At 69.4% G+C, this 23148-nt stretch carries 18 protein-coding genes and 3 tRNA genes; 12 read left to right on the top strand and 9 right to left on the bottom strand.

Annotated features, from left to right (window positions below):
• Positions 1 to 7: 7 nt before the first annotated feature.
• Positions 8 to 82 (bottom strand) — tRNA-Asn (locus GGQ87_RS13760).
• 68 nt (positions 83 to 150) lie between these two features.
• Between GGQ87_RS13760 and GGQ87_RS13755 the strand changes: the two genes are divergently transcribed.
• Entirely contained in the window at positions 151 to 954 is an 804-nt protein-coding gene (locus tag GGQ87_RS13755; RefSeq protein ID WP_168048691.1) for a TrmH family RNA methyltransferase, read from the top strand.
• A 236-nt stretch (positions 955 to 1190) separates the two neighbouring features.
• Here GGQ87_RS13755 and GGQ87_RS13750 read toward each other — a convergent pair.
• Positions 1191 to 1264 (bottom strand) — tRNA-Cys (locus tag GGQ87_RS13750).
• Positions 1265 to 1418: 154 nt separating this feature from the next.
• On the opposite strand from GGQ87_RS13750, the gene GGQ87_RS13745 reads away from it, so the two are divergent.
• From GGQ87_RS13745 to GGQ87_RS13725, 5 genes are all read left to right on the top strand, one after another.
• A complete protein-coding gene (locus GGQ87_RS13745; protein ID WP_168048689.1) occupies positions 1419 to 2048 on the top strand; it encodes a protein-L-isoaspartate O-methyltransferase family protein in 630 nt (209 codons plus the stop codon).
• A 127-nt stretch (positions 2049 to 2175) separates the two neighbouring features.
• Entirely contained in the window at positions 2176 to 3669 is a 1494-nt protein-coding gene (locus GGQ87_RS13740) for a TolC family outer membrane protein (protein ID WP_168048687.1), read from the top strand.
• 165 nt (positions 3670 to 3834) lie between these two features.
• Positions 3835 to 4464 carry a DUF2497 domain-containing protein gene (locus tag GGQ87_RS13735; protein ID WP_168048685.1) on the top strand — a complete coding sequence of 210 codons (630 nt, stop codon included), beginning with the start codon at positions 3835 to 3837 and terminating at the stop codon, positions 4462 to 4464.
• An 86-nt stretch (positions 4465 to 4550) separates the two neighbouring features.
• Entirely contained in the window at positions 4551 to 7283 is a 2733-nt protein-coding gene (locus GGQ87_RS13730) for a valine--tRNA ligase (protein ID WP_168048683.1), read from the top strand.
• A complete protein-coding gene (locus GGQ87_RS13725; protein WP_168048681.1) occupies positions 7280 to 8014 on the top strand; it encodes a TlyA family rRNA (cytidine-2'-O)-methyltransferase in 735 nt (244 codons plus the stop codon). The genes GGQ87_RS13730 and GGQ87_RS13725 overlap by 4 nt, the downstream gene beginning before the upstream one ends.
• Before the next feature lie 150 nt (positions 8015 to 8164).
• Here GGQ87_RS13725 and GGQ87_RS13720 read toward each other — a convergent pair whose 3' ends face one another.
• A complete protein-coding gene (locus GGQ87_RS13720; RefSeq protein ID WP_168048679.1) occupies positions 8165 to 8830 on the bottom strand; it encodes a glycine zipper 2TM domain-containing protein in 666 nt (221 codons plus the stop codon).
• A gap of 158 nt (positions 8831 to 8988) precedes the next feature.
• Between GGQ87_RS13720 and GGQ87_RS13715 the strand changes: the two genes are divergently transcribed.
• A complete protein-coding gene (locus GGQ87_RS13715; RefSeq protein WP_168048677.1) occupies positions 8989 to 10233 on the top strand; it encodes a class I SAM-dependent RNA methyltransferase in 1245 nt (414 codons plus the stop codon).
• A 4-nt stretch (positions 10234 to 10237) separates the two neighbouring features.
• Here GGQ87_RS13715 and GGQ87_RS13710 read toward each other — a convergent pair whose 3' ends face one another.
• The 4 genes from GGQ87_RS13710 to GGQ87_RS13695 form a co-directional block, all read right to left on the bottom strand.
• Positions 10238 to 11599, bottom strand: a complete 1362-nt coding sequence (locus GGQ87_RS13710) for a DUF6880 family protein (RefSeq protein ID WP_168048675.1) — start codon at positions 11597 to 11599, stop codon at positions 10238 to 10240.
• A 91-nt stretch (positions 11600 to 11690) separates the two neighbouring features.
• Positions 11691 to 12758, bottom strand: coding sequence for a PA0069 family radical SAM protein (locus GGQ87_RS13705; protein ID WP_168049288.1), 1068 nt, complete (start codon positions 12756 to 12758; stop codon positions 11691 to 11693).
• Between the two features lie 132 nt (positions 12759 to 12890).
• Positions 12891 to 12975: transfer RNA gene (locus GGQ87_RS13700), tRNA-Leu, on the bottom strand.
• Positions 12976 to 13068: 93 nt separating this feature from the next.
• Entirely contained in the window at positions 13069 to 14643 is a 1575-nt protein-coding gene (locus tag GGQ87_RS13695; protein ID WP_168048673.1) for an amino acid permease, read from the bottom strand.
• A 144-nt stretch (positions 14644 to 14787) separates the two neighbouring features.
• On the opposite strand from GGQ87_RS13695, the gene hrpB reads away from it, so the two are divergent.
• Positions 14788 to 17211, top strand: a complete 2424-nt coding sequence (hrpB, locus tag GGQ87_RS13690; RefSeq protein WP_168048671.1) for an ATP-dependent helicase HrpB — start codon at positions 14788 to 14790, stop codon at positions 17209 to 17211.
• Here hrpB and GGQ87_RS13685 read toward each other — a convergent pair.
• Together GGQ87_RS13685 and GGQ87_RS13680 are read right to left on the bottom strand one after the other, a co-directional pair.
• Positions 17208 to 18023: a M23 family metallopeptidase gene (locus tag GGQ87_RS13685; protein ID WP_342448371.1), complete on the bottom strand. Its 816-nt coding sequence runs from the start codon at positions 18021 to 18023 to the stop codon at positions 17208 to 17210. The two genes, hrpB and GGQ87_RS13685, sit on opposite strands and share 4 nt — an antisense overlap.
• Positions 18020 to 18742, bottom strand: coding sequence for a hypothetical protein (locus GGQ87_RS13680; RefSeq protein ID WP_168047508.1), 723 nt, complete (start codon positions 18740 to 18742; stop codon positions 18020 to 18022). The genes GGQ87_RS13685 and GGQ87_RS13680 overlap by 4 nt, the downstream gene beginning before the upstream one ends.
• Before the next feature lie 222 nt (positions 18743 to 18964).
• On the opposite strand from GGQ87_RS13680, the gene rpsB reads away from it, so the two are divergent.
• From rpsB to GGQ87_RS13660, 4 genes are all read left to right on the top strand, one after another.
• Positions 18965 to 19879: a 30S ribosomal protein S2 gene (gene rpsB / locus GGQ87_RS13675; protein WP_168048669.1), complete on the top strand. Its 915-nt coding sequence runs from the start codon at positions 18965 to 18967 to the stop codon at positions 19877 to 19879.
• Between the two features lie 92 nt (positions 19880 to 19971).
• Positions 19972 to 20913: a translation elongation factor Ts gene (tsf, locus tag GGQ87_RS13670; protein WP_168048667.1), complete on the top strand. Its 942-nt coding sequence runs from the start codon at positions 19972 to 19974 to the stop codon at positions 20911 to 20913.
• Positions 20914 to 21012: 99 nt separating this feature from the next.
• A complete protein-coding gene (locus GGQ87_RS13665; RefSeq protein WP_168048665.1) occupies positions 21013 to 21417 on the top strand; it encodes a hypothetical protein in 405 nt (134 codons plus the stop codon).
• Between the two features lie 97 nt (positions 21418 to 21514).
• Positions 21515 to 23119 (top strand): M20/M25/M40 family metallo-hydrolase, encoded by a 1605-nt coding sequence (locus GGQ87_RS13660; protein ID WP_168048663.1) that lies wholly within the window; start codon positions 21515 to 21517, stop codon positions 23117 to 23119.
• Positions 23120 to 23148 lie beyond the last annotated feature (29 nt).

Here is a 23148-nt window from a genome sequence, read left to right as displayed (position 1 = left end):
GAGAGAGTGGCTCCGCGGGTAGGATTCGAACCTACGACCAGCCGATTAACAGTCGGCTGCTCTACCACTGAGCTACCGCGGAACACTTCCTCTCGGGAAGGCGGGCGCTATAGCAGCGCGAGTCAGGCTCACGCAACGGGAAATATCCGATTGGCCGCAATCCCCATCGACGATCCGCTGGACCCCCGCGTCGCGGCCTTCCGCGACATCCGCGAACGCGACCTGACCGGACGGCAGGGCCTGTTCGTGGCCGAGGGCGAGGTGGTGCTGCGCGTGCTGGCCTCGGCGGCCTCGCTGTGCAGACCGGTGGCCGCCCTGATCGCGGAGAAACGACTGTCCGCGCTGGCGGAGGCGCTGGCCGCCCTGCCGCCGGACACGCCGGTCTATGCGGCGTCCCAGCCCGTGCTCGACGGCATCGCCGGCTTCCATCTGCACCGGGGCATCCTCGCGTTGGGCGAGAAGCCCGCCGCCCGTCCGCTGGCCGAGGTGCTGGCGGGACTGGCGGACGACGCCGTCGTGGTGCTCGCCTGCGGCATCGGCAATCACGACAACATGGGCGGGATCTTCCGCTCCGCCGCGGCCTTCGGAGCGGGGGCGGTGCTGCTGGACGACCACTGCTGCGATCCCTTCTACCGCAAGGCTATCCGCGTCTCGGTCGGGGCCGTGCTGCGGACGCCCATGGCGACCGGCCTGAACCCGGGCGATGCCATCGACGAACTGAAGGCGGCGGGCTTCCGGGTTCTGGCGATGACGCCGTCGTCGCCGAACCCGCTGCACATCGCGCCGAGGGGAGGGCGGACGGCCATCGTGCTGGGCGCCGAGGGGCCCGGCTTGCCGACTCACCTGCTGGAACGGTGCGAGACGATCGGCATCCCGATGTCCGGCGGCTTCGATTCCCTCAATGTGGCTACCGCGGGGGCCATCGCCCTGCATCATTTCACGCGGCAGGCGTAAAGCGTTCACTGATCCGCGATTAACCCTTCGTATACCTTGATGAACGCCGAAATCTGTGGCGCTCTGTCTGTGTCCGGGGGGAGTTGATTATGTTCGACAGCATTCTGTTTTTCGTGAGCCGCAACGCGCGCGTCGCCGTGGCCATCACGATCGTCGCCGCGTCCGTCAGCGCGGCCACCGTCATCGGCTGGATGACCGCGCCGGTCTGACCGGCCTTTGTCTGTCTGAAATCGCGATGGAGGCCTGACCGGGAATCGAACCCGGGTGCAAGGATTTGCAGTCCTCTGCGTCACCACTCCGCCATCAGGCCCTGGGCCGCCCCCCGGAAACGCTCCCGGTAACAGCCTCGCCATCGCGAGGGGCGTTCGCTATCAGATCGGATTGTCCCCCGCAACGCACAGACCTATAAGCGCGCGAGATTTCCGGCGGGTTACCGCGCTTTGCTTTTTCTGGACGTACGACAGATGGATTTCACCGCCGCGCGCAAGGTCATGGTGGACAGTCAGGTCCGGGTGAACGACGTCACGGACCGGGCCCTGCAGGCCGCCCTGCTGGCCGTGCCCCGCGAGCGCTTCCTGCCCGCCGAACGCGCCTTCTCCGCGTATGCCGAGATCGAGCCCGAGATCGCCGCCGGCCGCCGGCTGATGCTGGCCCGCGACCTGTCCAAACTGCTGATGGCGCTGGACCTGCGCACCGGCGAGACCGCTCTGGCCATCGCCGCCCCATACGCCGCCGCCGTGTTGGCCGAAATGCGCCTCAAGGTCACCGCCCAGGAAGCCGACGCCGCCGTGTTCGAGGTCGTGGCTCCGGCGCTCGCCGAAGCGGGCGTCCAGGCCGTGGTCGCGCCCTTCGGGCAACCGTCGGGCGAAGGCTATGACGTCATCGTCTCAGAGGCCGCCGTTCCGGTGCGGCCCGAGGCCTGGCTGGCCGCCCTGAAGATCGGCGGGCGTCTGGCGGTGGTCGAGCGCGCGGGGCCCGCGGGCAAGGCCGTGCTGTACGTCAAGGGATCGTCCGGCCTGTCGCGCCGGGAACTGTTCGACGCCGCCCCGCCGGTGCTTTCGGAACTCGCCCCGGAACCGTCGTTCGCGCTCTAGGGTTGGCGGCGGCGGCTTTTTGGCCGCACGCGTGAAAAAATCTTAACTGGCGCGGGGCGAAACCGTCCCGCATCAGGCCTATGGGATACAAAGGGGCGCGCTTTCTCCGCGCCATGCAGGAACACACATGCTGAAACGTTCGCGCGCGCTCGCCTCGGTCGCCCTGATCGCCGTCGTCACCGGCCTGAGCGCGCCCGCCTGGGCCGAAACGCTGCAGGAAGCGATCGCCCTGGCCTATCAGACCAATCCCTCGCTGCTGGCCCAGCGCGCCAACCAGCGCGCGCTCGACGAGTCGATCGTCCAAGCCCGCGCCGGCCTGCGCCCGCAACTGGACATCACCGTCAGCGGTAACCTCTCGCAGGATTTCGGCGACCAGAACAATGTCCCGTTCGCCGACCCCTACAGCGACAGCGCCTCGGCCAGCATCGGCCTGTCGCAGACGATCTGGAGCGGCGGCCGCATCGGTCACGGCATCACCGCCGCCGAGGCCGACATCCTCGCCGGCCGCGAGAACCTGCGCGACATCGAGCAGTCGGTGCTGGCCGCGGTCATCCAGGCCTATGCTGACGTGATCCGCGACACCGAGGTTCTGGGCATCCGTCAGGCCAACCTCGGCGTGCTTCAGCGCCAGCTCGAGGAGGCCTCGGCCCGCTTCGAGGTCGGCGAGATCACCCGCACCGACGTCGCCCAGTCCGAGGCCCGTCTGGCCCAGTCCGAGGCCGACCTCGCCAACGCCCAGGCCCAGCTGTCGGTGTCGCGCGCCTCCTACGCCGCCGTCGTCGGCCAGTCTCCGGGCGATCTGGCCCCGATGCCGGTCCTGCCGGGCGTGCCGACCGACTTCGACAACGCTCTCGACGTGGCCCTGCAGGACAACCCGGGCGTCCGCTCGGCCGCCTACAGCCTGCGCGCGGCCGAGGCCAATGTCGCCGCCGCCAAGGCCGAATACCTGCCCTCCGCCCGGCTCAGCGCCTCCTACGGCGGCTCCAACCAGGACTTCGACCGCATCGGCGACATCGCTGATTCGACCCGCCTGACCGCGGGCGCCACCCTCTCCATCCCCCTGTTCACCGGCGGCCTGAACGGCTCCCGTGTGGCCCAGGCGCTGGAGCGCGCCAACGTCGCCCAGATCAATGTCGAGGGCGAGCGCCGAAACACCCTCCAGTCCGTCAGCTCGGCCTTCGCCCAGGCCATCTCGGCCCGCGCCAGCCTCGAGGCCGGCGCCGAAGCCGTCCGCGCCGCCACCGTCGCCGCCGAGGGCGTGCGTCAGGAGGCCCAGGTCGGCCTGCGCACCACGCTGGACGTGCTGAACCAGGAACTGGAGCTGCGCAGCGCCGAGGTCACCCTCGCCGCCGCCCGCCGCAACGAATACGTCGCCCAGGCCAATCTGCTGGCCGCCATGGGACGTCTGGAAGGCGCGGACCTCGATCCGACGCTGACCCTCTACAATCCGGTCGACAACTACCAGCGCGTGCGCAACCGCGGCGCCCTGCCGTGGGACGGCATCGTCGAAACCATCGACCGCATCCTCGCCCCGCCGATCGTGCCGGCCAACGACGCCGTCGACGCCCCGATCGACCAGCAGCTGAAGTCGGAAATCGTCCAGACCGCACCGCGGAACTGATCGCCCCTCAGGCGACTCGCGCCCGGCCCGTTAACCTGTGGCGCGAAAAACGCCCGTTGATTCCAGCGGGCTGAGATGCGACGACATCGGGCGGGGTGGGTCCAGGGGAGCCACGCCGTTCATCCAATCTGACCTTGCGTTCGCCGCGCGCCTCGGGGTTTCGACATGACCGACCAGACCGCCCAGGAACCGACGATGGAGGAAATCCTGGCGTCGATCCGCCGGATCATCTCCGAAGACGACGCGCCCGCCGAAACGGCTTCGGCCGCCGCCGCGCCCGCTCAGGAAGAGCCTGCCCAGCCGGAAGAGCCCGCCGTCTCGCCGGCCCTGATGGATGAAACCGTCTCGGTTCAGGAGCCCGCCGCCTCGGAAGAGGACGTGCTGGAACTCACCGACACCTACGAAGCGCCTGTCACCGAGAGCATCGGCGACCTGGAGGTCTCGCCCGCCAGCGAGCCCGATCCCTTCCCGGTCGAGGCGGTCAGCGAATCGGTCTTCGCGCCCGAGCCCGAGCATCCGTCGGACACGACCAGCCACGGCTCGACCCCGAGCTACGACGCCCTCGTGGGGGATACGGCGGCCGCCGCCTCCGCCTCCGCCTTCGCCGGCCTGGCCTCCACCCTGAAGAAGTCCGAACCCATGGAACCTTCGATCCCGACCGGCCCGACGCTCGACGAACTGGCCCGCTCGCTGCTGCGGCCGATGCTGAAGGAGTGGCTGGACGCCAACCTGCCGGGCATCGTCGAGGCCCAGGTACGCAAGGAAGTCGAACGCATCGCCCGCTCCGCCGGCTAGCTTCACCTGCGACCTGATCAAGGCTAGATCATTCCGGGGCGGCTCCAGTCGGGGCCGCCCTTCTCTTTTTGCCTGAAGTCCTTCCCATGCTCGACAAGACCTTCGACCCGAAAGCCGCCGAACCGCGCCTCTATGCGAAATGGGAGGAGAGCGGCGTCTTCGCGCCCCGCACCGACGGCGCCGCCGAGGCCTATTCGATCGTCATCCCGCCGCCGAACGTGACAGGCTCGCTGCACATCGGCCACGCGCTGAACAACACCCTGCAGGACATCCTCGCCCGCTATCACCGGATGCGCGGCAAGGCGGTGCTGTGGCTCCCCGGCACCGACCACGCCGGCATCGCCACCCAGATGGTGGTGGAGCGTCAGCTCGCCGCCGCCGGCAACATGAGCCGGCGCGAAATGGGCCGCGAGGCCTTCGTCGACAAGGTCTGGGAATGGAAGGCCGAGAGCGGCGGGACCATCGTCCAGCAGCTGCGCCGGCTGGGCGCCTCCTGCGACTGGAGCCGCGAGCGGTTCACCCTCGACGATGGTCTGAACGCCGCCGTCCGCAAGGTCTTCGTCCAGCTGCACCGGGACGGGCTGATCTACCGCGACAAGCGCCTCGTGAACTGGGATCCGCATTTCCAGACCGCTATCTCCGACCTCGAGGTCGAGCAGCGCGAGATGGACGGCTTCTACTGGCATTTCGCCTATCCGCTCGCCGACGGCGTGACCTATGAGCACCCGGTCGCATGGGACGGCGACGGCCAGCCGACGGAATACGAGACCCGCGACTTCATCGTCGTCGCCACCACCCGCCCGGAGACCATGCTGGGCGACACCGGCGTCGCCGTGCACCCGACCGATCCGCGCTATGCCGGTCTGGTCGGCAAGTCCGTGATTCTGCCGATCACCGGCCGCCGCATTCCCATCGTCGCCGACGATTACGCCGATCCGACCAAGGGCTCGGGCGCGGTGAAGATCACCCCCGCGCACGACTTCAACGACTTCCAGGTCGGCAAGCGCGCCGGTCTGGCGGCGCTGAACGTGATGGACGCCTACGGCCGCATCACCGCCGCCGGCACGCCCGACGTGCCGGCCGACTATGAAGGCATGGACCGCTTCGCCGCGCGCAAGGCCATCGTCGCCCGCGCGGAGGAGGAGGGCTGGCTCAAGGAGATCGAGAAGACCCGCCACGTCATCCCGCACGGCGACCGCTCCGGCGTCGTCATCGAGCCGTGGCTGACGGACCAGTGGTACGTCGACGCCCACACCCTGGCCCAGCCGGCTCTCAAGGCGGTAGAGCAGGGGGACACGACCTTCGAGCCGAAGAGCTACGAGAAAATCTACTTCGAGTGGCTGCGCAACATCGAGCCGTGGTGCATCTCGCGCCAGCTCTGGTGGGGTCACCGCATCCCGGCCTGGTACGGCCCGAACGGCGAAATCTACGTCGCCGAGTCGGAGGAGGACGCCCGCGAACAGGCGATGTCCGACTACGATTCGGAGGTCGTCCTGCATCAGGACGAGGACGTGCTCGACACCTGGTTCTCATCCGCCCTGTGGCCCTTCTCGACCATGGGCTGGCCCGAGAAGACCGAGGACCTGGAACGCTTCTACCCGACCTCCGATCTCGTCACCGCGGCCGACATCATCTTCTTCTGGGTCGCCCGGATGATGATGATGGGCCTGCACTTCATGGACGAGGTCCCCTTCAAGCGGGTCATCATCAACGGCCTCGTCCGCGACGAGAAGGGCCAGAAGATGAGCAAGTCGAAGGGGAACGTCATCGATCCCCTGACCATCATCGACGAGCTCGGCGCCGACCCCCTGCGCTTCACCATGGCCATCCTGTCGGGCACGCGGGACATCAAGTTGTCTCGCCAACGCATTGAAGGGTATCGCAACTTCGGCACCAAGCTGTGGAACGCCGCGCGCTTCTCGCAGATGAACGAGGCGCGCCGCGTCGAGGGCTTCGACCCCGCCGCCGTACAGCAGACCATCAACCGCTGGATCCGTGGCGAGCTGACAAAGGCCGAGCGGCAAGTGTCCGCCGCCATCGAGGGGGGCCGCTTCGACGACGCCGCCTCCGCCCTCTACCGCTTCGTCTGGAACGTCTTCTGCGACTGGTATCTGGAGCTGGCCAAGCCGGTCTTCACCGGCGCCGACGAGGCGGCCAGGGCCGAAACCCGCGCCATGACCGCCTGGACCATCGACGAGACGCTGAAGCTCATGCACCCGGTGATGCCCTTCATCACCGAGGAGTTGTGGGACCAGCTGGCCGGGGAGGGGGCGCCCCGCGCCGAGGGCATGCTGATCGCCGCCGCCTGGCCCGATCTGCCGGACGCCTTCATGGATCAGAAGGCGGACCTCGAAATGTCGTGGTTGCAAGCCGCGGTTTCCGAGTTGCGATCAACCCGAAACGAGATCGGGATACCCGCCGGAACTAAGCTCAAGATCGCTCTTCTGAACCCGACTGAAGATGTTCGGAACCGGTTCCTGTCGAATGCGGAAGCATTCGGTCTGCTGGCTCGGATTGATGAGATTGGCGTGGTGACCGAACGGCCGGCGGAAGCCGTCGTGAGCCTCGCCGGCGGCGCGACAGTAGTGATTCCCTTGGCCGGGATCATTGATATACCCGCCGAGCGCGCCCGGCTGGAGAAGGAGATCGCCGCCTTCGACAGCGACATCGGCCACGTCAACAAGAAGCTCGGCAACCCGAACTTCGTCGCCCGCGCGGCGCCCGAAGTCGTCGACGAGCAGCGCGAAAAGCTCGCCGAGGCCGAGGCCGGCAAGGCCAAACTGCAGGCCGCCCTGACCCGTCTGGACGCGGTGGGGTGAAGCCGACCCGCCTCGACCAGCTTCTGGTCGCGCGCGGTCTCGCCGAAAGCCGCGCCCGGGCCAAGGCGGCGATCGAGGCCGGCGGAGTCACCGTCGACGGCGCGCCCGCCAAAGCCGCGTCACAGGCGGTCGGCGAGGACGCCGTCCTGACCTATGCCGACGCCCACCGCTGGGTCGGTCGCGGCGCACTCAAGCTGGCGCACGCCCTGACGCTGTGGTCCGTGGCGGTGGAGGGCCGCACCGTGCTGGACGTGGGCGCCTCGACCGGCGGCTTCACCGAGGTCTGCCTCGACCGCGGGGCGGCCCGGGTCTACGCCGTCGACGTGGGCTCGGCGCAGATGCACGCCCGCGTCGCCGCCGACCCGCGCGTGGTCAATCTCGAACAGACCGACGCCCGCGACCTGACGCCGGCCCTGATCCCGGAGCCGCCGCAACTCATCGTCTGCGACGCCAGCTTTATCGGCCTCGCCAAGGTGCTGCCCGCCGCCCTGTCGCTCGCGGCGCCCGGCGCCGACCTGGTCACTCTCGTGAAGCCCCAGTTCGAGGGGACCGGCCCCGGCGCGGTCGGCAAGAAGGGGGTCGTCAAGGACTCCGCCGCCCACCAGGCCGCGGTCGTCTCGGTTTCCGACTGGCTCTCCGAACAGGGCTGGACCGTGAAGGCGACATCGGAGAGCCCCATCACCGGCGGCGACGGCAACATCGAATTCCTGCTCTGGGCGCAGCGACCCTAGCCGCCGCGCTCAAGCAGCGAGCGACCGCGTCGCGAGCGCCAGCGCCCCCTCTTCGTAAAAAGGAAAAACCCCCGGTGGATTTCTCCACCGGGGGTCTCCGTCACATCGCCGATCGACAGGGGGGCTGAAAAATAACCGGCGACGCGATCTCTAGTAGCGGTCCGGGCAGGACTGCTCGTAACGGGTGACCAGACGGCCGTCGCGCGTGTAGCTGCGGCTCTCGATGGTGCGGCAGCCGTACCGGTCCGAGCTGTAGCCCGACTGGTAGCCGCTGCTGTAGCTGCGGTCGTACTGGTACGACTGGCCGTAGCGGTACCGGTCGTCATAGCGATCATCGTACCGGTCGTCGTCGCGGTAGCGGTCGTCGTAACGGTCGTACGGCTGCGAGCCATAACGGTCGTCTTCGTAGCGGTATTCCGACTGGCCGTAGTAGCGGTCGCAGTCGTTGCCCGAGCTGCTGCCCACGCCGGCCCCGACGACCGCGCCGAGCACGCCGCCCAGCACACTGCCTTCGGTGCGGCGGCCGCGGGCCGCCAGCTGGGAACCGGCGACAGCGCCGACGGCTCCGCCGATCACGGCTCCGCCGGCAGCCCGGTCGTTCCGATTATCGCGGCAGTAGTCGTAGCCGTAGCGGTCGTCCTGATAACGGTCGTCACGATAGCGGTCGTCGTAACCGTAGCGGTCGTAGGATTGACCGTAGGAGCCGTAGTTCTGCGGTCCCTGATAGGTATAGGTCTGGGCGGAGGCCGTGGCGGGGGCCAGCAGCATGCCGGCGGCGGCGGCTACGGCGGCGGAAGCGGACAGGCGGGCGAACATCGGTTCAGTCCTGGGTTGGTTGCAGAGATGGACCCCGAACGAACGGCGTCCCGGTCTGTTGCATTCATCCTTAAGGCCGGGAAGCTGAACGGCCTTTGAGCGGGCCGTTCATCTTCGTTCAGGTTTCGCCCGGGCCGCCGAACCTCTAGAAGCGCCCGATGACGGACACGCTGACCATCACGCGCGTAGGCGGGCAGGGCGACGGGATCGCCGAATCCGCTGCCGGGCCCGTATTCGCCCCCCTGACCCTGCCCGGCGAAACCATCCGGGCCGAGGTGGTCGACGCCCGCGCCGAGAGCGTCGAGATCCTGACCCCCAGCGCCGACCGCGTACCGCCCGTCTCGCCCCACTACGGCGACTGCGGCGGCTGTTCGCTGCAGCACTGGGCCGCCGCCCCCTATCTGGAATGGAAGCGCGAGCAGGTGGCCCTCGCGCTCGCCCGCGAAGGCGTCGAGACCGTCGTAGAGCCGACCGTCGCCGTGCCGCCGGGCACCCGCCGCCGCCTCGCCCTGCACGCCCGCCGCGGACTCGACGGACGAGCCGTCCTCGGCTTCAAGGCCCGCAAGAGCTGGCGGCTGGTCGAGGTCCGTGTCTGCCCCGTCGCGGACCCCCGGCTGGTCGCCGCCATTCCCGCGCTGACACGGGTGGCCGAACCCTTCCTCGAACATCCCAAATCGGCCCCGACCCTTCACGTGACCTCGACCCTGACCGGGCTGGATGTCGACGTCACCGGCGTCGAGCGGCGCAGCGGCGGCCTGTCGCGCGACGCGCAGATGCGCGCCATCGAGGCCGCCGCCGCCGCCGATCTGGCCCGACTCAGCCTCGCCGGCGACACCCTGGTCATGTCGCGCCAGCCGCTGGTGGCCTTCGGCCCCGCCACCGTGCCCCTGCCGCCCGGCGGCTTCCTGCAGGCCGTGCCCGAGGCCGAGGCCGCCATGGTCTCCCGCGCTGTAGAGGCCGTGCGCGGGGCGAAGAAGATCGCCGACCTGTTCTGCGGCGCCGGGACCTTCACCTTCCCTCTGGCTGCCGTCGCCCCGGTGCTCGCCGCCGATTCCTCTGCCGCCGGCATCGCCGCGCTCAAGGGTGGACTGGGCACGGGCAAGGGGCTGAAGCCGATCACGGCCGAGGCCCGCGACCTGTTTCGCCGCCCGCTGGCGCCCTACGACCTGCGCGGCTGTGACGCCATCGTCCTCGACCCGCCCCGCGCCGGCGCACGCGAGCAATGCGCCCAGCTCGGCGGGACCAAGGCCCACACCGTCGTCTACGTCTCCTGCAACCCGGTGACGTTCGCCCGCGACGCTCGCGTCCTGATCGACGCCGGCTTCCGGCTCGAGCGGGTCACGCCCGTGGACCAGTTTCTGTGGTCGGCCCACGTCGAGCTCGTGGGCGTCTTCCGGCGCTAGGCGGTCACCGCCGCCCCCACCGCGACCTCCGGCTCTCGATCTCCAGAGCGGCCGCGAATGCCGCATGATCCGGCACATCGGCCGGCAGGTCGGCCTGTTCAGCGAGGGCGGCCGCCTCGGCGACCAGCCCGGCCGCCTCGTCCGCGGCCCCGAGCTGCACCAGCGTCCTGATCCTCACGCGCAGCAACAGCATCGCCGCGACGGGATAGCGCCCTGCCAGTCGCCCGGCCCAGAGGGGAATGTCCTCGGCGGTCCCTCGCAGGGCGCCGGCCCGTTTCACGATCATCTCCGCCGCCTCCCGGTGAGCGGGCCAGCTCATCAGGAAGGCCAGCCCCTTGTCGGCGTCGGACCACGACGCGGCGATCGTGTGGGCGCGCTCGATGGCGACCACGTCCTCGAAATCGGGAAGGGCGGCGATCAGGGTGCGCAGCTGACCGGCGTCCAGAGAGCGGTCGAACAGGGCCCAGCGCGCGGCGGTGGCCTCGTCCGGGCGGCCCTCGGCCTCGAGCACGGCGATCTCCGCCTTCAGCCACCCGTCCGCAGGCGGGGCGGGGGCGGCGGAACGGCCCCAGCGTGACGGCGGCGCTTGAACGCGGGCGGCGTCCAGCGCAGCCCGCGCCTCACCGACGCGACCCGCCGCGGCCAGACGGCGGGCCATCTCCGCGCCGACCTCCGGCTTCGCGCGGTCCGCGTCCGGAATGGTGGCGGCCCACTGGTCGACGTCATCCGTTCGATCCGCCAGCTTCCGCACCACCAGCGCCAGCCTGCCGGTCGGCGCCGGCCGTCCCTGCGTCAGCTCGGTCAACAGACTGCGGGCGAGAGCCTTGTCCAGCCCTGACGTCGCCCGGCCCATCCAGCGTCCCCAGTCCGACAGCCGTGTCAGCACGGCCTCGGCAAGGACCGGCCCTGCGACATCCGCTGTTGCCGACGCGGATACGGCGCCCAGATCGGCCGTCGCGGCATCGAACATCTGACCCAGTTCGTCCTTCGGGTCCTTCACCCTCATGGACAGGCCGGGATAGAGGTCGAACCAGGCGATCAACCTGTCCAGGGCCAGCCGCGCCTCCAGTGGCGCCAGCCGCTCGACGATCATCAGCCGCAGGGCCTGCAGATCGCGGATCGTCTCCGGCCGCTTGCGCCACGACACCCGCGTCCGGCTTGTCGCCAGCAGCGTCAGCCGCTTGTCGATCTCGAACGCCAGGTCGGCCGCGCCGGCCTCCGCCGCCAGCTCCATTTTCAGTCGGCGTTTCCAGATCGCGTCGTCGCCCGCCACCTCCACTAGCAGGTCAGCCAGCCGCTCCGGCCCGAGGGCCTGCAGGTTTGCCGCATTGAGGGACTTTCGCGCGCTGGTCGGGCGTTTCGCCATAGGCCGGGCTTCCGTTCGTGAGCGGGCGAACATGGCCCTCGCAAGCGTCACATCAACGGGTCCGCGCGGTTTCCGCTCCGGCACGGTGCGTTCAGGCGAACAGATCCAGCTGCTTCCTCATGTCGTCGGGTACGCGAAACCGGCTCTCGTCCAGCATGTGCCGGGGCGCGTCGAGGCCGTATCGCTTGACCGCCGCCTTGAACCGCGTGGCGATCAACTCGGCGACCGGCCCCGTCCCCTTCATCCGCTGGTTCCAGTCCGGATCGTAGTCGCGGCCGCCCCGTGTCTGGCGGATCAGCGACATCACCCGCGCGGCCCGGTCCGGCTTGGCGTCGGCCAGCCATTCCCGGAACAGGTCCTTGATCTCCAGCGGCAGGCGCAGGGTGACATACATGGCCGTGGTCGCGCCCGCCTTGGCCGCCGCCTCAAGCACAGCCTCCAGCTCGTGATCGTTGAGCCCCGGAATGACCGGGGCGAAGCCGACGCCCACGGGGCACCCCGCATCGGCCAACCGGCTGATCGCCTCCAGTCGTTTCGCCGGCGTGGAAGCACGCGGCTCCATCGCCCGCGCCAGCCCCCGGTCCAGCGTCGTGATGGAGACGAAGGCCGAGGCCAGCCCCTCGCGCCCCATCGTCCCGAGTATGTCCGCGTCGCGCCCGATCAGCACCGACTTGGTGATGATGCTGAACGGATGCCGGAACCGCTGCAGCACCTCCAGCACCGACCGCGTCGATTTCAGCTCCCGCTCGACGGGCTGATAGGGGTCGGTGTTGCCGCCTATGTGGATGCGCTTGCAGACATATCGGGGCTTGCAGAGTTCCTGCTCCAGCAGACTCGCGGCCTCGGGCTTGAAGAAGAGTCGGCTCTCGAAATCCAGGCCCGGGGATAGGCCCATGTAGGCATGGGACGGACGGGCGTAGCAGTAGATGCAGCCATGTTCGCAGCCCTTGTAGGGGTTGATGGACCGGTCGAAGCCGATGTCCGGACTGGTGTTCCGCGCGATGATCGTCCGGGCATGCTCGGGCGTCAGGGTGGTGCGCAGGGGCGCCGCCTCGACATCGTCGCCGGTCCAGCCGTCGTCGAAGGCCTCCACCATCTCCGGCTCGAACCGCCCGGTCGCATTCGACCGCGCACCCCGTCCTTTCGCCGCTTCAGCCATGACGGGAAGGTAGCACACGAATGGAACAAAGCAAGAACAGCAAGCGCAATAAAAAAGCCCGCGAACGAGCGCGAGCGTCCTTGGCCTCAAGCCGCGAGCGACCGCGTCGCGAGCATAGGCCCAAAAGGAAGTTGGTGCGGATGAGAGGACTCGAACCTCCACGCCTTGCGGCGCTGGAACCTAAATCCAGTGCGTCTACCAGTTCCGCCACATCCGCATAGGTTCTGCCGACAGCCTCTAGGGGAGCCGGCGAAAAAGCGAAAGGCCCGGGATGGCTCCCGGGCCTCTGCGTTTCGATCCGTCCGAACGATCAGGTCGTCGCGGGCGGGGGCGGCAGGTCGGCGTCCTGTTCGTGGACCTCGACCCGGCCGCGGCCGAGGTGGCTCTTGCGGTAGCCGTAGAGCAGATAGATCACCAGGCCGATGCCGCCCCAGATGGGCAGAACCATCTTGGCGTCGTGCGGCAGGTTCCAGAACAGGAAGGCGCAACCCGCCGCCGAGATCGGCGCGATGATCCAGACCAGCGGCGTCCTGAACGGACGGTGACGGCCCGGCTCCTTGACCCGCAGGATCATCACCGCCAGCGACACCATGAAGAAGGCGAACAGGGTGCCGGAGTTGGAGATGTCCGCCAGTTGGCCGACCGGGAACAGGGCCCCGGCGATGGCCACCGCGATGCCGGTGAAGGCGGTCACGATGTACGGCGTCTTCCACTTCGGGTGGACCTTGGCGAAGCTCTCCGGCAGCAGCCCGTCGCGGGCCATGACGAAGAAGATGCGGGTCTGGCCGTAGATCATCATCAGGATGACCGAGGGCAGGGCCAGCATGGCGGCGATGCCCAGGGCGTTGCCGACGGCCGGGAAGTTGATCTCGCGCAGAACATGGGCGAGGGCCTCGTTCGAGCAGACCAGCTGGCTGGCGTTCTGGGCCATGGCGCAGGCGGCGGTGAAGCCCGGCGAACCCGGCTGCACGGCCGCGCCGTCCGGGCCGAGCACGGGCTGGGCGCCGATGGCGCCGACCGCACCGGCTGCGACCAGCAGGTAGAAGACGGTGCAGATGGCCAGCGAGCCGATCAGGCCGATGGGCACGTTGCGTTGCGGGTTCTTGGTTTCCTCGGCGGCGGTCGAGACCGCGTCGAAGCCGACGTAGGCGAAGAAGATCGAGGCGGCGGCGCCGACGATGCCCATGCCCGACGAACCTTCAGGCCCGAACCAGCCGTTCGGCGCGAAGGGCGAGAAGTTGCCGCTCTTGATCAGCGGCAGGGTCAGGACGACGAAGGCGGTCAGGGCGGCGACCTTGATGGCCACCAGGATGGCGTTGACGCGGGCGCTTTCCGTGGTGCCGATCATCAGCAGGGCGGTCACGGCCAGAGCGACGATGATCGCCGGCACGTTGATGATCCCGGCGGAGAAGTCCGGCGACGGCATGAAGCCGTTCATCGACCACGTCGGCCCGGCCTGTAGCAGGTCTGGCCAGTCGAAATGCAGCGCGTTCTCGATCAGCCCGAGCACATAGCCCGACCAGCCGACCGACACGGCCGAGGCCGCCACCGCGTATTCGAGGATCAGCGCCCAGCCGACCATCCAGGCCAGCAGTTCGCCCATCACCGCATAGGTATAGGTGTAGGCCGAGCCCGAAACGGGGGCCATGGCAGCCAGTTCCGAGTAGCAGAGCGCGGCGACGGCGCAGACGGCGCCGGCGATGATGAAGCTGAACATCATGCCCGGGCCGGCCTTTTGGGAGGCGGCGGCGGTCAGGACGAAAATGCCGGTGCCGATGATGGCTCCGACGCCCAGCAGCGTCAGCTGGATCGGTCCCAGCGAGCGGTGAAGCGATTTCTTCTGGGCCGTGGCCAGAATCGCGTCGAGTGACTTAACGCGCCACATGTATTTCCCCTCCGACTTCTTGCCGCCCTCTGCGGCTTGGCGCGGACGCTAGCGGCGCATTCCCGCGCTGGCAACGCGGTTTCCGAATGGTGAAGGCGGAGCAACGGTTTCGTGAACCCGCCCGTTGCGGCTAGAGCGCAGGGCATGCTGCCCATCCACGCCGTCCTCGAACCGCTGAAAGCCGCGCTTGCCGCGACCAATGCGGTCGTGCTCGCGGCCCCGCCGGGCGCGGGCAAGACCACCGTGGTCCCCTTGGCCTTGCTGGACCAGCCGTGGCTGGGCGGCGGCAAGATACTCGTTCTGGAACCGCGCCGCCTCGCCGCCCGGGCCGCCGCCGAGCGCATGGCGGCGACCCTTGGCGAAAGGACCGGTGACACGGTCGGCTACCGCACCCGTCTGCAGAGCCGCATCGGCCCTGCGACCCGGATCGAGGTGATCACCGAGGGAGTCTTCACCCGGATGATTCTTGACGACCCGGCGCTGGAAGACGTCGGCGCGGTCCTGTTCGACGAGTTCCATGAGCGTAGTCTCGATGCCGACCTCGGGCTCGCCCTCGCCCGGGAGAGCCAGGGCCTGCTCCGCGACGATCTGCGCCTGCTGGTCATGTCGGCCACGCTCGATATCGCGGGCGTCTCGGGCCTCCTCCATGATGCACCGGTCATCGAGGCCGAGGGGCGGATGTTCCCCGTCGAAACTCGCTACCTCGGCCGGAACGCCGCCGAACGCTTCGAGGACGCCATGGCCCGCGCGATCGTGCAGGCGCTGGGCGAGGAGACCGGCTCCATCCTCGCCTTCCTGCCGGGGCAGGGCGAGATTCACCGGACGGTGGAGCGCCTCGTCGACCGCCTGCGTGACCCCGCCGTCGACGTCGTCCCGCTCTATGGCGCGCTCGACAAGGCGGTGCAGGACCGCGCCATCGAACCCGCCGCGCCGGGCCGCCGCAAGGTTGTCCTCGCCACCTCCGTCGCCGAGACCAGCCTGACCATCGAGGGCGTGCGCGTGGTCATCGACGGCGGCCTGTCGCGCGTGCCCCGGTTCGAGCCGTCCAGCGGCCTGACCCGGCTCGCTACGGTTCGCGTCAGCCGCTCGTCCGCCGAGCAGCGCCGTGGCCGCGCCGGCCGGACCCAGCCGGGCGTCTGCTACCGGTTGTGGGACGAGGAGGCCACGCGCGGACTGGTCCCGCACCAGCGCCCGGAAATCCTCGAAGCGGACCTGACCGCCTTCGCCCTCGATCTGGCTCGCTGGGGCGCGCGCACAACCGAGGGCCTTGCCCTTCTGGATCAGCCGCCCGCCGGCGCCTTCGCCGAGGCGCGCAAGGTGCTCCGGCGCCTCGACGCCCTCGACGACGCCGGCGGCCTGACCGACCACGGCGCCCGACTGACCCGCATCCCCCTGCCGCCGCGCCTCGCACACATGGTCGCCATCGCCGGCGACGCGGGCGACCCAGCGCTGGGCGCCCGCATCGCCGCCGTGCTCTCCGAGCCGGGTCTGGGCGGGAACGACCCTGACCTCCGCGAGAGGCTGACCGCGCTCGACCGCGACCGCTCGCCTCGCGCCCGCGACGCCCTGAAGCTGGCCGAGCGCTGGGCGCGCGCCGCCGGGGGCGGGCAGGGCGGCGAGGCCGACCCCGGCGTCCTGCTGGCCGAAGCCTTCCCCGAGCGCGTCGCCAAGGCCCGCGGCAAGCCCGGCGAGATGCTGCTGGCCTCCGGGCGCGGCGCCTTCCTCGATCCGACCGAACCGCTGGCCCGCGAACCTTGGCTGGCCGTGGCTGAACTGGGTGGCGGAGACGCCCGTGACCGCATCCGGCTGGCCGCCCCCGTCGATCCCACCGCCCTCGAGAATCGGCTCGAGACCGAAGACCGGCTGGTCCGCGAGCCCTCAGGGCGGATGGTGCTGAAACGTCTCCGCCGGATCGGCGCGATCGTCGTCGACGAGAAGATCGCCGGCGCGCCCGACCGGTCGCAGATCACGGCCGCTCTCAAGGCCGAGGTCGAGCGCGACGGTCTCAAGGCGCTGCGCTGGGGCGAACGCGCCACGTCCCTCCGCGCCCGGCTCGCCTTTCTCCGCACGCTCGACGACGGCTGGCCCGATGTTTCGGAAGAGGGCCTCGCTGCCGAACGCGAACTCTGGCTCTGGCCGCTGCTCGACAGCGTCCAGTCGTTGGAGGCCATCCCTGACGCCGCGCTGGAACAGGGACTCCGCGCCCTGATCCCATGGGACCGCCAGCGTGCGCTCGACGACCTCGCCCCCGCCCGGCTCGAAACGCCCCTCGGGTCCGCCGCTATCGACTACGCCGCCGAGGGCGGTCCCCGCGTCGATATCCGGGTGCAGGAGTTGTTCGGCGTCACGAGCCACCCGACCGTCGGCGGCGGCCGCGCGCCCCTGACGCTGGCCCTTCTGTCACCTGCGCGACGTCCGGTGCAGGTGACGAAGGACCTGCCCGGCTTCTGGGCCGGCAGCTGGGTCGCCGTGCGCGCCGAGATGCGCGGCCGCTATCCGCGCCATCCATGGCCCGAGGACCCGACACGGGCCGAACCGACCACCCGCGCCAAGCCGCGCGGAACCTAGGCGGCTCCGTTCAGCATCCGGCCATAGCTGTCGATGAGGCTGGAATAGGTCGGCACGAACATCACCGTCGCGCCGCCGCCGCTCGTCACCGGCGCCTTGATCTCGAAATGCAGGTGGGTGGTCGTGGCGTTGCCGCCGAAGTCCGCTGACACCTTGCCCAGATGCTGGCCGCGCGTGACGTTGCGTGAGGCGGCGTTGGGGAACAGGGCGTTCACACCCGCCATATCCATGTGCAGATATCGGTAGATGCGGCCCGAGTCCCCCAGCAGGGTGACAGTGTAGCTGCCGATGGACGTGATCCGCCCGTTCTCGGCCGCCACCACCCAGTGGACCTTCTTCTCGCAGGTGGCGGGGCGGATGTCCTGTCCCTGGTGGCCCTTGCCCGCGGGGCACATGCCGTTGGTCCAGGAGCGCGTCTCGCAGAAATTGTCGCGCCACGGATACGAGTAGTTTCGCACGTCGCATTGGCTGCCCGGGCCGGGCGCCGCGAAGCCGCCATAGCCGTAGACCTGCGAGTTGGCGTAGGCGGGGCCCGCCTCCATCGGGAAGCGGATGCCCGCGGCCCAGAGCGTGGCGTCCGTCGCGCCCGTGCCGGAGCCGGGATAGAGGCCGCCGCCCGGCTCGTGCGGCCAGCTGACTGGCTCGGGCGCCGGCGGCGTCTCCGGTTCGGCGGGCGTCGGATCGGGATCGCCGGGCAGGGGCTCGGCCTCCGGATTCGTATCGGCCGTCTGGGGCGACCCCGGCTCCTGACCGCATCCGCTCGGCGAGCAGGCGGTCAGCAGCAGCAGGGCCGCGAGCGCGAGCCGCCTCACGATCCGCCTCCACCGATCAGCTGCAGCCCGGCCGCGAACGCCACGGCGTCCGCCTCGCTGCAGTTAGGAGCTCCCTCGCACAGGAAGCTGACGTTATAGGCCGCGCCGAACCGGCTGAAGGTGACGTCGACGCCGTATTCCGTGCGCTCCGTCCTGACGTTGGTGAGCCCCTCGGTCCGGGCCTGGGCCGCGGCTCTCGCCGCCGTGTCCGGGATCCGGGCCGCGGCGATGCGCGGCCCCTTGGCGACGGCCGCCCGGTTGAGCGGCGCGGCGCGATTCACCGGCGCGGTCTGCGGCGCGACGCCGGCGGCCGGGGCGGCGGCCGGTGCGGCCAGCGGCGACTGGAAGGCCTTGGTCGTGCCGTAGATCTCGATGATCTGCTCCCCGCGCTTTACCGTCAGCATGTAGAAGCGGTCGCCGTCGTCGAACTCGGCCGTATCCAGCAGCGCCAGATCGGCCGGCGCCAGCACCGGCACGGCCGAGGCGTTCACCTGCTGCATGAAGCCCGAGCCCTTGTTCTGGGCCAGCACCCCGCGAAGCCGCGCCCCAAGCGGATCCTGCCGCGCCTGCGCCAGAGCCGCATTGTCGACCCGGCTCCGCGGCAGGTTGACCTGTGTGGCGGCCGTCGGCGACGGCGCCTGTTGTTGCGAGGTCGCGACCCCCGCCGCGGCGGCAAGGACGATGACGCCCCCGGCCACGGCCCAGTTGCGGATGCTCATGTGAAGTCCCTCCCGAGCTTCACAATAGCGCTGTTATGCGACGGTGGCGAGAGAGCCAGCCGCGCCGCTTGCCTTTTCCCCCCATCCCGCCTAGAGACCGCCCGCACTTCGCACGCGGACGAGGCGCGGTCAGGGGAGACATCCCTGTTCGCTCCGTTCCGAGGGACCGGCTGGTCCTTTAATCGCCCGCGCAACGTCTATCGGATAAAGGAACTACCCCTCATGGCTCTGCCTGAATTCTCCATGCGTTCGCTGCTCGAAGCCGGCGCGCACTTCGGTCACCAGACGCACCGCTGGAACCCGAAAATGGAGCGCTACATCTTCGGATCGCGCTCGAACATCCACATCATCGATCTGTCGCAGTCGATCCCGCTGCTGCACCAGGCTCTGGTCGCCGTTCGCGAAGTCGCCGCCAAGGGCGGTCGCGTCCTGTTCGTCGGCACCAAGCGCCAGGCCGCCGATCCGGTCGCCGAGGCCGCCCAGCGCTGCGCCCAGTACTATATGAACAACCGCTGGCTCGGCGGCACCCTGACCAACTGGCGCACCGTCTCGGGCTCGATCGCCCGCCTGCGCGAGCTGGAAGGCCTGCTGGAGTCGGGCGGCGAGGGCCGCGTCAAGAAAGAGCTGCTCAACCTGCAGCGCGAGAAGGACAAGCTCGAGCTGTCGCTCGGCGGCATCAAGGACATGGGCGGCATCCCCGACATCATGTTCGTGATCGACACCAACAAGGAGGCCATCGCCATCCTTGAGGCCCGCAAGCTGAACATCCCGATCATCGCCATCCTCGACACCAACTCGGATCCGGACGGCATCACCTATCCGATCCCGGGCAACGACGACGCCGCCCGCGCCATCCAGACCTACTGCGACCTGATCGCCGACGCCGTCCTCGACGGTCTGGCGGCCGGCGCCGCTTCGTCGGGCGTGGACCTCGGCGCCGCGGTCAACCCGGACGAGCCGATGCTGCGCGAAGCCAAGGCCCCCAAGGCCAAGGCTGAAGACGCCGCCCCGGCCGGCACGGAAGCCGTCGCCGACGAGATGATCGCCGCGTCCGAGCCGGCCGTCGCCGACGAAGCCGCCCAGGAAGCGACTTCGGAAGCCAACGACGCCGTCGAATCCGAGCCGGCCCAGGTCTGATCGACCTCCGCCTCTCGACGGCGAACTGAATATGCGGCCGGGCTCAGCGGAGCCCGGCCGTTCCCGCATACGCATACTCTAGGAGACTACCCATGGCCGAGATCACCGCCGCCCTCGTGATGGAACTGCGCGCCAAGTCCGGCGTCGGCATGATGGACTGCAAGAAGGCGCTCCAGGAAACCGACGGCGACATCAACGCGGCCATCGACTGGCTGCGCGCCAAGGGCCTGTCCAAGGCCGCCAAGAAGGCCGACCGCGTCGCCGCCGAAGGCCTCGTGGCCGTCGCCTCGAAGGAAGTCGGAGCCGGTGAAGTCGGCGCCGCCATCGAGTTCAACGCCGAGACCGACTTCGTCGCCCGCAACGAACTGTTCCAGAACGCCGCCAAGTCGTTCGCCCAGCTGGGCCTCGAGCACGCCTCGGTCGAGGCGCTGCACGGCGCCGAACTGGAAGCCGGCAAGACGGTCCAGGACGAAGTGACCCAGCTGATCGCCACCGTCGGCGAGAACATGCAGCTGCGCCGCGCCGCCCGCCTGTCGGTCGATGAAGGCGTCGTCGCCTCCTACGTCCACAACGCGGTGTCGCCGGGCGTCGGCCGCATCGGCGTGCTCGTCGCCCTGCACGGCGGCGGCGACAAGGCCGCCCTGCGCGAACTGGGCCGCAAGATCGCCATGCACGTCGCGGCGACCGCTCCGCTGTCGCTGAACACCGACGATCTGGACCCGGCCGCCATCGAGAAGGAACGTCAGGTCCTGACCGAGAAGGCCAAGGAAGAGGGCCGCCCGGACAACATGATCGAGAAGATCGTCTCGGGTCAGATCGCCAAATTCCAGAAGGATGTCGTGCTGACCAAGCAGCCCTTCGTCATGAACCCGGACGTGACCATCGAACAGCTGGTCGCCGACACGGGCAAGGAACTGGGCGCGCCCGGTCTGCACCTCGCCGGCTTCGTCCGCCTCGCCCTCGGCGAAGGCGTCGAGAAGGTCGAGGGTCCGGACTTCGCCACCGAAGTCGCCCAGATGACGGGCGGTCAGTAACACCGCTCTCCCTCGCGGGACGAGACAATCGAGGGGCCGGCGGCTTGGGTCGCCGGCCCCTTTCTCGTATGCGGATCATCTGCCGATCAGGAGCCTGTCATGACCCCGACCGAAGACGCGCCCGACGAGGACGGCGGCGGCTACGACGTCGATGACTGGTCGCGGCTCAAGGCCTTCACCGGCGCGGTCGCGACGCTGGATGACGTTCAGGCCAAGCGGGCCGTCTTCGCCCTTGCGGAGACCGACGACCCCCGCGTCATCCAAATGGAACTGCCGCAGCCCGTGATCTGGTGGGAGGCGGATGGCGAACAGGCCGCCGTGGCCGTTCAGGCCGAGACCCATCTCGGTCCCGACGGCGAGGAGATGGAGGTGCTCGGCCTCATCCTGCCCGACGGCGGCGGCGCCGTGGCCCTGCTCGAAGACGTCGATCTGGTCGACGACACGGACCCTGTCTGGCGCCGCCTCGTCGCCGAGGCCGTGGACATGGACGCCGCCGGGGACTGAAATCGGCGTTCGCGAGGCTCAGCGGGACATTTCTTCCTTTGCGCTCGCCGGATTCCTCGCGTCATATCGCGGCCTTCATCGATTCAGGGGAGCTTCCATGCGTCTGGCCGCCTTGTTGTCCGCTACCGCCATCGCCTTCGCCTTGCCGGCTGTCGCCGTCTCCGCCCAGGAGGTGGACCGTGTCGCCATCAACCGAATCATCGATCAGGGCTTCAACCACAGCGAGGTGATGGACACCGCGGCGTATCTGACGGACCGGATCGGCGGGCGGATGACCAACTCGCCCCAGATGCGCCAGGCCGAAGCCTGGACGGCGCAGCGCTTCCGCGACTGGGGCCTGTCCAACGTCCGCGCCGACCCGTTCGAGTTCGGCCGCGGCTGGTCGGTCGTCCGCTCCAGCGCCCGCATGACGGCGCCGCGCACCCTCGATCTGCGCGCCATTCCCATCGCCTGGACGCCCGGCACCAACGGCGTTGTCAGCGGCGAGGTCGTGGTGGCCCCGATGACGACCGCCGCCGACTTCGCCAAATGGCGCGGCAAGCTTTCGGGCAAGGTCGTTCTGGTTACCCGCCCGACTGCCGGCTCGGAGCCGACCGAGGCCCCGTTCCGCCGCCTGACGGAAGAGGACCTGCGCGACCTCGACACCTACAATATGCCCAACCACGCCGCGCCCTCGACCAACCCCCTGCGAGAGCTCGAATTCGCCCGGCAGATGGACGCCTTCCTGCAGGAAGAGGGCGCGGTCGCCTGGGTCCGCATGTCGGCGCGTGACGGCGGGCTGCTGCACGGCAATGGCTCGGGCTACCGCATGGACGACCAGCGCCGCACGCCCGGCATGGAACTGGCCGCCGAGGACTACCGCCGCCTCGCCCGCCTCGCTCTGACCGAGGACGCGAAGCCGACGCTCGAGTTGATGAGCGAGGTCCGGTTCCACGAGGAGGACGTCAACGCCTACAACATCCTCGCCGACATCCCGGGCACGGACCGGTCGGGCGAATACGTCATGGCCGGCGCCCACCTCGACAGCTGGGCGGCGTCAGACGGCGCCGTGGACAACGCCGCCGGCAGCGCCGTGGTCATGGAAGCCGCCCGCATCCTCAAGGCCATGGGCGTGCGTCCGAAACGCACCATCCGCTTCGCCCTCTGGAGCGGGGAAGAGCAGGGGCTGTGGGGCTCGCTGGCCTACGTCGACAAATACGTGGCGACCCGCGCGGCGCTCGGCGACGCCCAGCTGGACGCCCTGCCGAACAACCGCACCTGGCGTCAGCGCTGGCCGATCCAGCCGCGTGATGGCTACGGCGATCTGGTCGCCTACTTCAACCTCGACAACGGCTCCGGCAAGATTCGCGGCATCAACGCCGAGGGCAACGTCGCCGCTGCGCCGATCTTCCAAGAGTGGCTGGAACCCTTCCACGCCATGGGCGCCACGACCGTCTCGATGCGAACCTCGGGCAGCACCGACCACGTCTATATGCAGACCGTCGGCGTTCCCGGGTTCCAGTTCATCCAGGACCCGCTCGACTACGGCGCGCGCCTGCACCACACCTCGATCGACAGCTACGACCACATGCGGGCGGAAGACCTGCGTCAGGCCGCCGTGATCATGGCCGCCTTCCTGCTTCAGGCCGCGAACAGCGACGAGCCCCTGCCGCGGATGCCGACGCCGACCCAACCCCGCCCGACAGATCCTTTCCCCTACTAGGAGCGGAGCCGATGAACCGCGGGGGACTG

Source organism: Brevundimonas alba (assembly GCF_011927945.1).
GTDB classification, from domain to species: Bacteria; Pseudomonadota; Alphaproteobacteria; order Caulobacterales; family Caulobacteraceae; genus Brevundimonas; species Brevundimonas alba.
The sequence above is the reverse complement of the archived record's forward strand: the minus strand, read 5'-3'. Positions and strand labels throughout refer to the sequence as shown.